The sequence below is a fragment of the Priestia megaterium NBRC 15308 = ATCC 14581 genome, assembly GCF_000832985.1.
Taxonomy (GTDB): domain Bacteria; phylum Bacillota; class Bacilli; order Bacillales; family Bacillaceae_H; genus Priestia; species Priestia megaterium.
Map to the genome: position 1 here is coordinate 1380931 of NZ_CP009920.1, position 12035 is coordinate 1392965.

Consider the following 12035-nt stretch of genomic DNA (forward strand, 5'->3'; position numbering starts at 1 on the left):
GGTGCATAACGCCCTCTCTTTTTTATTGATTACATTCTATACATTGACCGTAAATTTCAAATTTATGGCCTGTAATATTGTATCCTCGCAAATCCTCGTCTACATGCTCCATCGGACAAGCTTCAATTTCTTTTGTTTTTCCACAATCTAAACAAATGAAGTGGTGATGATGATGGGCGGTTGCACATTTAAATCGAAAGTGCTTTTCGCTCGAAAGCTCCGTCATTTCAAGTACGCCTAACTCCACAAACAATGATAAATTACGGTAAATTGTATCAAAACTCAGACCGGGATAATCAGGCTTCATATATTCCAATACATCTTTTGCCGTTAAGTACTTATTTGATTTTGAAAACAAGGCAAGCATTTCTTCACGCTTTCCTGTATGTTTATATCCTTGATCTTTTAATAAATGAATGGCTTCAGTTAAATTCATTTTTGTTTCCCCTTCCGTCCTTTATTAATCATAATAGATATGATTAAAATAACAACAGCAATGACAACAATTGTACCGCCTGGTGCTAAATCCAAGTAGTACGCTGAAAATAATCCGCCTAAAACAGATATTTCACCAAAAATCACCGAAAGCAGAATCGTTTGTTTAAAGCCCCTAGCTAAGCGAATGCTTGCTGCTACAGGAAGAGTCATAAGAGATGACACTAATAAAATACCGACGATACGCATCGATACAGCAATGACAAGAGCAACCATCACAATAAATAAAAAGTGCATCCACTTCGATTTAATCCCAGAAGCAGAAGCGTGCTCTTCGTCAAAAGATAAAATAAACAATTCTTTATATAGGAAAAAGACAATAGCTATAACAAATACGGCTATGACAACAACTGTCCAAAGATCCGAACGACTCACCGCACTTACGCTTCCAAACAAATAGTTCATTAAATCATTATTAAAACCGTCCGCTAGCGAGATACAAATTGCACTAATACCAATTCCGCCCGATAAAATAATCGGAATGGCCAGCTCTTGATAATGCTTGTAGACGCTTCGAAGTTTTTCAATAAAAAGAGCGCCTGTAACGGAAGATACCATCCCTAAATAGACGGGGTTCACTCCTTGCATAAACCCTATTTTCTGACTAAGAAGCAAGCTCGCAGAAATCCCCGCTAGCGTCACGTGACTTAACGCGTCTGCAATTAAAGAAAGACGTCTTACTACGATGAACGTGCCCAATAAAGGAGCTAAGACGCCAATAATCATACCGGTTAAAAATGCATTTCGTAAAAACTCAAATTGAAATAAACTGCTTATCATACGTGCTGCCCTCCATGATGATGATCATGGGTCAACACATGAACATTATGACCATAAAACATAGATACGTCATGTTCACAAAGCTGTTCGAATTCTTTGGCATTCCCATGAAAGTGTAGAAATTTATTTAAACAAGCAACGTGGGTTACTTTTTCTGAGACAGTGCCAATATCGTGAGTAACAAGCACAAGCGTAATTCCTTTTTCTTTATTTAACTTTTCAAGAAGCTCATAAAAAGTGTACACATTTTGTGCATCCACTCCGACTGTTGGCTCATCTAAAATTAACAGCTCGGGTTCGCTGACAAGCGCGCGCGCAATAAAAATTCGCTGCTGCTGGCCACCGGATAGTTCTCCTATGTTTCGATTTAAAAATTCGCTCATCCCCACTGCTTCTACCGCTTCTTTCACTTTTTGTTTATGAGAAGCATTCATAAAGCGAAACAAACCTAATTTTGAAGTAAGACCCGTGGAAACCACTTCAAAAACGGTAGCAGGAAAGCCGCTGTTGAAACTATTCGCTTTTTGCGATACATATCCAATTTTACTTCGTTCTTTAAACCTTCTCTGATCTTTTCCAAATAAACGAATTGCACCTTGAGATGGTTTTTGCAAACCAAGCAAACATTTGATTAGCGTTGATTTCCCAGATCCATTTGGCCCAACGAGACCCAAAAAAGCTCCTTTTGGAATTGAAAAACTTATATCTTCTAATACATTCACTCCATCATATTGAAATGATAAATGATCGATTTCAATGATATCAGGTGTATTCATATGCGCCTCACCATTCTTTTTTTATATTTCTCCATACAAAAGAGGGCACGGTTTCTATCGTATACTCCGTTACCCATTTACTTTCTCAGAATCATTACGATTTAGTCATTAATGTAGTATACAGGATTGTCTTTTATTTGTAAACTAAGCCGTTTCACTCCTTCGCTTTCTTGCCTCCGTAAGTTCATCCGGCTCGAAATGTTGTTTTATTACACAATATAGTCACATCTTTCTTTTTTATTCATAAACTGTATATGACGAGGAGGTAATCATATGAAAATTGTACAGCAGATTGTCAATAAGAAAGTAAACAACATTACCCCGAAAGAGCTTTTAAAGTATAGCAAACAATACAACATCCCCATTACAGATCAGCAGGCACACACACTTGTATCCGTCATTAGACAGCAGCCCGTAAATATTTATAACCTTGAAGAGCGCCGAAATTTAATCAAACAAATTGCTCAAGTAACAGATCGTGAAACTGCCAGACGAGTGAACGAATTATTTCAGCAGTTAATGTAAAAGAAGAGGTCATGTCTATAGACATGACCTCTTTCAATCACATATGAAATTACATAAGCTTTTGTTTTAGCTCTGAATCAAAGCTTTGTGCACGAATCATATCAATTTCCAACTGATATGGCGCTTTTTTATTTTTCTTATCTTCTCCTACATAAGGAGTTTCTAGAATTTTAGGAACTTCTTTAAACGCTGGGTGATGAACAATATAATTCAGTGCACCAAATCCGATTTCACCAAATCCAATGTTTTCATGGCGGTCTTTTCGAGCACCGCGTACATTTTTACTATCATTGATGTGAAGCACTTTAATTCGCTGTATTCCTACGGTTTTGTCAAATTCATTTAATACACCGTCAAAGTCTTGAACGATATCATAACCAGCGTCATGAACGTGACATGTGTCAAAACAAACAGAGAGCTTTTCATTGTGCGTCACGCCATCAATAATCTGGGCAATTTCTTCAAAGCTTCTTCCACACTCTGTTCCTTTTCCAGCCATTGTCTCAAGCGCAATTTGAACTTCTTGATCAGCTGTCAACACTTCGTTTAGACCTTTGATAATTTGCTGAATACCGGCATCTGCTCCAGCGCCGACATGAGCTCCTGGGTGAAGAACAATTTGCTTTGCGCCAAGAGCATGGGTGCGCTGAATTTCAGACGTTAAGAAATCTACTCCAAGCTCAAATGTTTCGGGCTTTGTTGTATTTCCTAGATTAATGATATAGGGAGCATGTACAACAATATCTGTCATTCCATACTCTTTCATATGCAAAAGACCAGCTTCAATATTAAGCTCTTCAATCTTTTTGCGACGAGTATTTTGTGGAGCGCCTGTATAGATCATAAACGTATTTGCTCCGTAAGAAGCTGCCTCTTCACTTGCTCCTAAAAGCATCTTTTTGCCGCTCATTGATACATGAGAACCAATTTTCAACATTCCTTTTTACACCTCTAACCTATTGCGATTAACGATTGTTGCGTCTTTCACTACGCTTTTTCTTTTGCACATACTTTGTAATTTCACGAGCACGTTTTTTCTTGTAGCCAGGCTTTACTTTCTTCGGCTTTTGAATAAAGCGATGTGCCTCTTCTCCCACTTCATCCGCTTTCTTCACACGCTTTTTACGGCGGTTACGGTCATCGATGGAAACCCATTCTTGCTTTTGAAGATCTTTGTTTACAAACTCGATTCCCATTTTCTCTAGCTTATTTACTGCATCTTCATCTTCCACATCGAAGATTGTAGCAGCAATTCCAGAATGACCGGCACGAGCTGTACGTCCTACGCGGTGAATGTAGAAATCTAGATCTGAAGGAAGCTCAAAGTTAATGACGTGTGAAATTCCTTCAATATCAATACCGCGAGCTGCTAAATCTGTCGCTACTACGTATTGAAATTCTAAATTATTAATTTGCTTCATCATTTTCTTACGGTCACGAGGAGATAAGTCTCCGTGAATTCTTCCTACTTTTAATCCTTTAGACAGTAGGTCATCTGCTACTTCGTCCGCCATTTTCTTTGTATTTGTAAAGACGATAGCTAAATAAGGATTATAAGAAATAAGCATATCATGCAGTAGCTTAAACTTGTTACGATGACGCAGTGGAACTAATACATGCTCTAATTTAGCTGCTGCTGCTTGCTTCGGCGAAACATGCGTAAATTTTGGATTTTCCATGTATTTTTTTAAGAATGGCTTTAATTTTTCAGGAATAGTTGCTGAAAAAACAAGCATCTGTAATTTTTCAGGCATATTGCTTGCCAAACGGTCCACATCTTCTAAAAATCCCATATCAAGCATTAAATCAGCTTCGTCTACTACTAACGCCTTTGTTGTATACACAACTAACGCTTTTTCATTTACTAAATCAAACAAACGAGCCGGTGTTCCTACAACAACTTGAGGCTGCTTCTTTAATTTATCGATTGTACGCTGCTTATCTGTACCGCCGATAAAACATTTTGCTGAAATTTCTTCTCCTTCAGCACTGTGTTTTGTTAGCTTTAATACTTCTTGATAAATTTGAGAAGCAAGCTCACGAGTTGGAGCGGTGATTACAACTTGTACTTCTTCTTTTTTAGGGTCTACCTTTTCAAGTAAAGGTAATAAATAAGCGTGTGTTTTGCCGGTCCCTGTTTGCGACTGACCAATTACACTTTCCCCTTTTAAAACGGAAGGAATTAAGCGCTCCTGAATCTCTGTAGGCTGATAAAAACCTAATTGTTTAATTGCTTCTATTAAAAATGGTTGAAACTCAAAACGTTCAAAGTTTGTTTTTTCCATAATAGTCTCCTTTTTTACATTCACGTTCATCTTTTAAGGCACAATATATGATTATAATCGATTTTTCCTTCTGTGACTACTTCTCATTCATATTACTAAAACTTATTACCTGTTTCAAAAACATTTTATCGCGAGTTGCATACGATAGTAAAAGAAAATCTACTTTACTAAAGGAGGTGCGTCCTTTGCTACAGCGAAGACCACCATTTCCACCCGGTATGCAAAGAAGAATGATGCCAGGAATGCCACCACAAAACGGCTTTGGGCAACACCCTGGTAACTTTAGCCAATTTAATCCATTACAGCAGTTTCGTAACTTTGCCCAGCAAACAAATGCTCAACAATCATTTTACCCGAATCAGCAAGGCCTGAACCGTGGAGGAGGTAACTTCTTAACTCGCCTATTCCGAAGAGGCGGAAATAGAAACATACCATTTCAACAAGCGGCTGCAGCTGCTCCTCGAGGTTCTTTGTTTTCTGGCCTTTCAGGAGCCCAAGGTGCTGCAGGAGCGACTAACTCTTCTTCCCTGCTTGGAGGTTTGCAAGGATTAACGAACCCTGCTAACTTGAGCTCCATGATGGGAAATGTTCAGCGAGTACTAAAAGCAGCGGAAACGATGGGACCTATGATTCAACAATACGGACCTCTTGTCAAAAATGCTCCTTCTCTGTGGAAAATCTATCAGGCCTTGCGCTCAAGTGATAACACAGATGAAGTACTCGAAGCAGAAGGAACAGAGGTTTCTGAAACTGATGAAAGTAAAGATAGTAAGGTTTTATCAGCAGGCGCAGAAAGCACGGATTCATCCGATGATGAGCTGGATTTCTTTGAAGAAGAAATTGAACATTCATCCAGAGATCGGGTGTCTAAACCAAAACTTTATATTTGATAAATCTGCTGATTCCTTAAGGAAATACAGTGAGCAAAAAAAGAATATCTTTGTATTCTTCCTTCCTCTTTTATATAATAGAAGCGAGTTGAATTGCTCGTCAGGATTATGATGAGGAGGAAAGTGAAATGAAAGTTATTAAAATTGCACCGCGCGGCTATTGTTATGGTGTAGTAGACGCAATGGTCATTGCACGAAACGCCGCTTTAGATAAATCATTGCCTCGACCAATCTATATCTTAGGAATGATTGTTCATAATAAACACGTTACAGATGCGTTTGAAGAGGACGGCATTATCACACTGGACGGTGCTAATCGCCTGGAAATCTTAGACCAAATAAATGAAGGAACCGTTATTTTTACTGCGCACGGAGTATCTCCAGAAGTAAAAGAACGAGCAAAAGAAAAAGGCTTAACAACAATCGATGCTACATGTCCGGATGTTACAAAAACCCATGACCTTATTCGCCAAAAAGAAAAAGAAGGTTATGACGTTATTTATATCGGAAAACGAAATCATCCTGAGCCAGAAGGTGCACTTGGTATCGCGCCAGATATCGTTCATTTAATTGAAAAAGCAGAAGACGTAGCCCATTTAAATATTCAACGTGAGAAAATCATTGTAACAAATCAGACAACAATGAGTCAGTGGGACGTTGCAGAAGTAATGGAAAAGGTAAAAGAAAAATATCCGCACGCTGAAGTTCACAAGGAAATTTGTTTAGCTACACAAGTTCGCCAAGAAGCTGTAGCCGAGCAAGCAGGTGAAGCAGATGTTACAATTGTTGTAGGAGATCCTAAAAGTAACAATTCAAACCGTTTAGCTCAAGTATCAATGGAGATTGCCGGCACTGAGGCATATCGTATCGGTGACATCTCAGAGCTGCAGGTTGAATGGTTGATGAATGCGAAAACGGTAGCTGTTACGGCAGGCGCATCTACCCCTACTCCAATTACAAAAGAGGTCATCAATTTTCTAGATCAGTTCGATCCAGAAGATGAAACAACGTGGACACGTGAAAAAAGCGTGCCTCTTTCAAAGATTTTACCAAAAGTTCGAACAAAAAAATCGTCTTAATAGACACAAAAGAAGGTGTTGACATTTGTCAACACCTTCTTTCTTTGTTACATAAACGTAAATGGGTTTGTGTCTACTTTTGAATCAAATACTTCACACTCAAAGTTTTTCGCATCAAAAAGACTGTTTAATGCACGCGTTACACCTTGTCTCATGACTTTTTCAACATGATGACCAGGATCTACAACGTTTAATCCCATTGCCATTGCATCATGCGCCACGTGGAAATACAAATCCCCTGTTACATAGGCATCTGCTCCGCTAAATTTTGCGTTTGTAATATATTTGTTTCCATCTCCGCCAAGAACAGCTACTTTTTTCACCGCGGCATCCATAGACCCTACTACTCTAACACCATCCACGTCCAATGCTTGTTTAACATGAGCGGCAAACTGTTTTAGCGTCATCTCTTCTTTTAACTTACCAATTCGTCCAAGTCCAAGCGTCTCGCCCGTTTGTTCCACTGGATAAATGTCATAGGCTACTTCTTCGTAAGGATGAGCACTGAGCATGGCACGAATAATTTTATTTTGCTGACCCGCTTCAAAAATAGTTTCAACTTTTGTTTCATTTACACGTTCTAACTCTCCTTTCAAGCCAATGTATGGATTGGCTTCTGAAGAAGGTTTAAACGTGCCTTCCCCTTCAGTTGAAAACGTACAGTCGCTGTAAAGACCCACATGTCCAGCTCCCGCATCACAAATAGCTGTGCGCACTGCTTCAGCATGATTTGAAGGAACAAATACAGCAAGCTTTTTCAGCTGAATAGACGTTGTTGGAACCAGCACTTTTGTCTCTTGTAGCCCCAATGCTTCGGCCAACAAGTCATTTACTCCGCCTTTAGCTATATCTAAGTTTGTATGAGCAGCATATACAGCAATATCATGTTTGATGCATTTCTCTAAAATACGCCCTTCAGGACGATCTGTAACCACTTGTTTTAGAGGTCTAAAAATAGGAGGATGATGAGCAATAATCAAATCCACTTGTTTTTCAATCGCTTCGTCTACGACCGTTTCAAGAACATCTAACGTTACCATTACTTTTTTTACAGGCTTGTTTAACGTTCCAATCTGTAAACCAATTTTATCTCCTTCAACCGCTAAATGCTTGGGAGAAAATGATTCAAATGCTTCAATTACTTGAAATCCGTTAGGGATTTTACTCATTTTAACGCCTCCTCAATTAATGAGATGTCTTGGGTAAGTTTTTGAAGTTTTGCTTTACTTTCCTCGGACTGAGCCTGCTCCATTTGGCCGACAATTTGTTTAAGGTGATTTAGTTCATGCGTCCACTTTGTCATAAAAGCAAAAGAGCGCTTTTCTTTTAAAATAGGGCCCATTAACACACCGGCTTCCACTTCACCGTTATAAGGAGCTAAGGCGTTTCCAGGTTCAGCGACGATGACTTCATACATACGACCGTCTTCTTCGATGATTTTTTCATCAATGATTTCCCAGTTGTGTTCAATCAGCCAGCTGCGAATATGATGTGAACCAATATTCGGCTGAAGTACAAGCCTTTTTACTCCTTCTAACTTTGCTTTTCCTTCTTCTAAAATCATCGTAATAAGCGTTCCGCCCATTCCGCAGATTGTAATACAGTCTACTTCATTCGGTGATATTACTTCTAGGCCGTTTCCTTTTCGAACGTCAATAACGTCCGTTAAGCTTGTTTTTTCCACCTGCTGAATAGCAGATTGAAGAGGCCCTTCTGTAATTTCTCCTGCTACGGCACCGCTAATATATCCATTTAAATAAGCAAAACACGGCAAGTATGCATGATCTGAGCCAATGTCTGCTATCTTTGCTCCCAAAGGAATCGACTTTACTACTTCTTCAAGTCTTGTTGATAAGTTTAATTCATTCATTTTGTCACCTATTCTCTATGTGATTACTGTTCATTATTTTAACATAGATAGATGCATGATTCCTATTTCTCTTCATGTTTTCCTTCTAGCTGAATGCTTATAAAAAATCACAAAAAAAAAAAGCCTGCTTTATAAATGAGCGGCTTTCCAGAAAATCATGTTTCTGAACTCTATTTAATTTCTGATACCCATTTAGCCATTTCCTTCGCTTTTTCCGGAGGAACCAGCCCAGGCGGCATGTTTCCTTTACCGTTTACAACAATATGTGCAATTTCGTCTTGAGAAACTTTTTTCCCAATTCCTTTTAACGAGGGACCTACTCCACCTTGATACTGATCACCGTGACAACCAATACAAGTTTTTTGATAAATTTCTTCTGGTTTAGCTGAAGCCTGCTGTTCCGCGCCACCGCCTTCTTTTTCAGCCGCGATTTCTTTTGCATTATTCAATCCGTTGAACGAAAGCGTTAACATTAAAGCAATCCCAATTACCGCAATTAATAAAAATGGTATTAGCGGATTTCGCTTCACTCACTATACCCCCTTTATGTATTCCCATCCCTAGAAATAACAAAATAGTATAAGCACTTTTATTTTACTTGAAAATGCTCATAAGTGAAAGGGTTTTATTTACATAATTAACTAATTTCTTATTGCGTATCTTAACAGCCAATTTGCCTTGCAATAACCGAGCGCTGAATTTCTGAAGTTCCTTCTCCAATTTCTAAAAGCTTGGCATCTCGTAAATACCGCTCCACGTGATACTCTTTCATGTAGCCATATCCTCCATGAATTTGAACAGCTTGACTGGCTACTTCCATACAAATTTCAGAAGCATACAGTTTACACATAGCAGCTTCTTTCGTAAATGGCTTTCCTTGGTCTTTTAACCACGCTGCTTTATACACCATATTTCTTGCTAACTCAATTTTCATCGCCATATCAGCTAATTTAAACTGAATCGCTTGAAACGATGAAATAGCTTTTCCAAATTGCTTTCTTTCCTGCGCATATGACAGTGCTTTTTCATAAGCCGCTTGAGCGATTCCAACGGCCATTGCGCCAATTCCAATTCTTCCCCCGTCAAGCGTCATTAGAAATTGTTTAAAGCCTTCTCCTCTTACACCGAGTAAATTCTCTTCAGGCACTTCAACATCCTCTAAAACGAGTTCAGTTGTATTTGAAGCATGTAGGCCCATTTTCTCGTAATTGTCTATTACAGTAAAACCTCGAGCTTCTGTAGGCACGATAATAGCTGAAATTTCTTTTTTACCTTCTGTACGATTTGTAACAGCTGTTAAAGCTAAAAACTTTGCATAGCTGGCATTCGTAATATAGCATTTACTTCCATTAATCCTAAATGTTCCATCCTTCAACACTGCTTCTGTCTCTGTTCCACCCGCGTCACTTCCTGCGTTCGGTTCGGTTAAACCAAACGCTCCAAAAGATTCCCCAGAGCATAAAGCAGGTAGGTACTGTTCTTTTTGCTCCTTTGTTCCGAATAAATAAATAGGTGCGCCCCCGAGCGATACATGAGCTGAGTATGTAATTCCTGTAGAGCCACAAGCTTTACTTAATTCCTCTACGACGATAGCAAAACTAACCGTATCTGCTCCTCCGCCTCCATACTCTTCAGGAAAAGGAAGACCCATTACCCCAAGCTCACCTAACTTTTTAAAAACATCAAGCGGAAATTGCTTACTTCGATCGCGCTCTAATGCATTCGGTGCTACTTCCGCCTCTGAAAACTCTCTCAGCGTCCGTTGAATCATCTTTTGTTCATTGGTTAATTCAAAATTCATTTTTATTCCCCCTAAAAAAATGTATACGCTTACATTATTTAATTATAATTCATTTTTGTAAATTTTCTCAACTTTTAAAACGTTTTAATTTTTTCATGTTATAATAGAAAAGTATCAATCAAAGCAAGAATAAAATGATAGCGATTCCATTTTTCGGATATTTAAAAGGAATTTGAACAGCTTATGCTCTGTAACAAAAGAATATAAAGGAGCATTTGCAAAACGAAGGACAATTCAGTAAAATATATGCAAGAAGAAAAGTTGGTAAAAAAATCAATATACTTCTTCAAAATGCGTTTTTATGAAATTTATTCCACAAAAAAATAGATAGCCCCTTTCCTCTAGGAAAGAAGCTATCTCATAAGCGTTATTTACGCTTTTATCTATTCTAAGAAATCTTTTAAACGTTTGCTTCGGCTAGGGTGACGAAGCTTACGAAGCGCTTTAGCTTCAATTTGACGAATACGCTCACGCGTTACGCCAAATACTTTTCCTACTTCTTCAAGCGTACGCGTACGTCCATCGTCCAGACCAAAGCGGAGTCTAAGAACATTTTCTTCGCGATCTGTTAACGTATCAAGGACGTCTTCTAACTGCTCTTTTAATAATTCATATGCAGCATGTTCAGAAGGTGATGTTGCATCCTGGTCTTCAATGAAGTCACCTAAATGCGAATCATCTTCCTCACCAATTGGTGTTTCAAGGGAAACCGGTTCTTGAGCAATTTTTAAGATTTCACGAACCTTTTCAGGTGTTAAGTCCATATCTTCTGCAATTTCTTCAGGAGATGGTTCGCGACCTAAATCTTGTAGAAGCTGACGTTGAACACGAATTAGCTTGTTAATCGTTTCAACCATATGAACGGGAATACGAATCGTTCTTGCTTGGTCAGCAATTGCACGAGTAATAGCTTGACGAATCCACCATGTCGCATACGTACTGAATTTATAACCTTTGCGATAATCAAATTTTTCTACCGCTTTAATAAGACCCATGTTTCCTTCTTGAATTAAATCAAGAAACAGCATACCGCGCCCGACATAGCGTTTAGCGATACTTACAACAAGACGTAAGTTTGCTTCAGCAAGACGACGTTTCGCTTCTTCATCGCCTTCTTCAATACGTTTTGCTAAATTGATTTCTTCCTCTGCCGACAATAGGTCAACGCGTCCGATTTCTTTTAAGTACATACGAACTGGATCATTAATTTTCACACCAGGAGGTACACTTAAATCATTTAAATCAAACTCTTCTTCTTTTGACAGTTCTTGAATATCGGGATCGGCATCGTCATCATTTGCTTCAGATTCACTCATTACTTCAACACCTTGTTCTCCAAGGTATTCATAATATTCATCCATTTGATCGGATTCAATTTCGAAGTTCGCCATACGCTCTGCAATTTCTTCGTATGTGAGCACACCACGTTTTTTTCCGATTTCGGTCAATTGATCTTTTACTTGTTCAATTGTTAAATCTGAATCAAGTTGTTTTGATTGAGCTGATTTTTCAGCCATCAGATCCCCTCCTTCCA

General features: G+C 38.7%; 13 protein-coding genes. 3 read left to right on the forward strand and 10 right to left on the reverse strand.

Annotated features, from left to right (window positions below; translation table 11 throughout):
- Positions 1 to 22 precede the first annotated feature (22 nt).
- The 3 genes from BG04_RS07725 to BG04_RS07735 are packed head-to-tail and all read right to left on the reverse strand — an operon-like array spanning position 23 to position 2051.
- Positions 23 to 436, reverse strand: a complete 414-nt coding sequence (locus BG04_RS07725) for a Fur family transcriptional regulator (protein ID WP_034648891.1) — start codon at positions 434 to 436, stop codon at positions 23 to 25.
- Positions 433 to 1275 carry a metal ABC transporter permease gene (locus BG04_RS07730; protein ID WP_013059208.1) on the reverse strand — a complete coding sequence of 281 codons (843 nt, stop codon included), beginning with the start codon at positions 1273 to 1275 and terminating at the stop codon, positions 433 to 435. The genes BG04_RS07725 and BG04_RS07730 overlap by 4 nt, the downstream gene beginning before the upstream one ends.
- Positions 1272 to 2051, reverse strand: coding sequence for a metal ABC transporter ATP-binding protein (locus tag BG04_RS07735; protein ID WP_013059209.1), 780 nt, complete (start codon positions 2049 to 2051; stop codon positions 1272 to 1274). Before BG04_RS07735 ends, BG04_RS07730 begins: the two co-directional genes overlap by 4 nt.
- Before the next feature lie 273 nt (positions 2052 to 2324).
- Here BG04_RS07735 and BG04_RS07740 point away from each other — a divergent pair, with 273 nt between their 5' ends.
- Entirely contained in the window at positions 2325 to 2576 is a 252-nt protein-coding gene (locus tag BG04_RS07740; RefSeq protein WP_013059210.1) for a DUF2624 domain-containing protein, read from the forward strand.
- A gap of 49 nt (positions 2577 to 2625) precedes the next feature.
- Here the strand turns inward: BG04_RS07740 and BG04_RS07745 are convergent, their stop codons facing one another.
- Complete coding sequence (locus BG04_RS07745) at positions 2626 to 3513, reverse strand: deoxyribonuclease IV (RefSeq protein WP_034648887.1); 888 nt, start codon at positions 3511 to 3513, stop codon at positions 2626 to 2628.
- Positions 3514 to 3541: 28 nt separating this feature from the next.
- Positions 3542 to 4861 (reverse strand): DEAD/DEAH box helicase, encoded by a 1320-nt coding sequence (locus BG04_RS07750; protein WP_013059212.1) that lies wholly within the window; start codon positions 4859 to 4861, stop codon positions 3542 to 3544.
- A 176-nt stretch (positions 4862 to 5037) separates the two neighbouring features.
- On the opposite strand from BG04_RS07750, the gene BG04_RS07755 reads away from it, so the two are divergent.
- Both BG04_RS07755 and BG04_RS07760 read left to right on the forward strand, forming a co-directional pair.
- On the forward strand, positions 5038 to 5751 hold the full coding sequence (locus BG04_RS07755; RefSeq protein WP_234943173.1) for a YqfQ family protein: 714 nt from the start codon (positions 5038 to 5040) through the stop codon (positions 5749 to 5751).
- A 128-nt stretch (positions 5752 to 5879) separates the two neighbouring features.
- The gene (locus tag BG04_RS07760; protein ID WP_016765582.1) at positions 5880 to 6830 is read left to right on the forward strand and encodes a 4-hydroxy-3-methylbut-2-enyl diphosphate reductase; all 951 of its coding nucleotides are present in this window, start codon (positions 5880 to 5882) and stop codon (positions 6828 to 6830) included.
- Positions 6831 to 6877: 47 nt separating this feature from the next.
- Here BG04_RS07760 and BG04_RS07765 read toward each other — a convergent pair whose 3' ends face one another.
- The 5 genes from BG04_RS07765 to rpoD form a co-directional block, all read right to left on the reverse strand.
- Entirely contained in the window at positions 6878 to 7999 is a 1122-nt protein-coding gene (locus BG04_RS07765) for a Nif3-like dinuclear metal center hexameric protein (protein WP_034648880.1), read from the reverse strand.
- Complete coding sequence (locus BG04_RS07770) at positions 7996 to 8700, reverse strand: tRNA (adenine(22)-N(1))-methyltransferase (protein WP_034648877.1); 705 nt, start codon at positions 8698 to 8700, stop codon at positions 7996 to 7998. The genes BG04_RS07765 and BG04_RS07770 overlap by 4 nt, the downstream gene beginning before the upstream one ends.
- A gap of 170 nt (positions 8701 to 8870) precedes the next feature.
- Positions 8871 to 9230: a cytochrome c550 gene (gene cccA / locus BG04_RS07775; RefSeq protein ID WP_034648875.1), complete on the reverse strand. Its 360-nt coding sequence runs from the start codon at positions 9228 to 9230 to the stop codon at positions 8871 to 8873.
- 131 nt (positions 9231 to 9361) lie between these two features.
- Positions 9362 to 10501 carry an acyl-CoA dehydrogenase family protein gene (locus tag BG04_RS07780; protein WP_016765585.1) on the reverse strand — a complete coding sequence of 380 codons (1140 nt, stop codon included), beginning with the start codon at positions 10499 to 10501 and terminating at the stop codon, positions 9362 to 9364.
- Between the two features lie 383 nt (positions 10502 to 10884).
- Positions 10885 to 12018, reverse strand: a complete 1134-nt coding sequence (gene rpoD / locus BG04_RS07785; protein ID WP_013059219.1) for an RNA polymerase sigma factor RpoD — start codon at positions 12016 to 12018, stop codon at positions 10885 to 10887.
- Between the last annotated feature and the right edge of the window lie 17 nt (positions 12019 to 12035).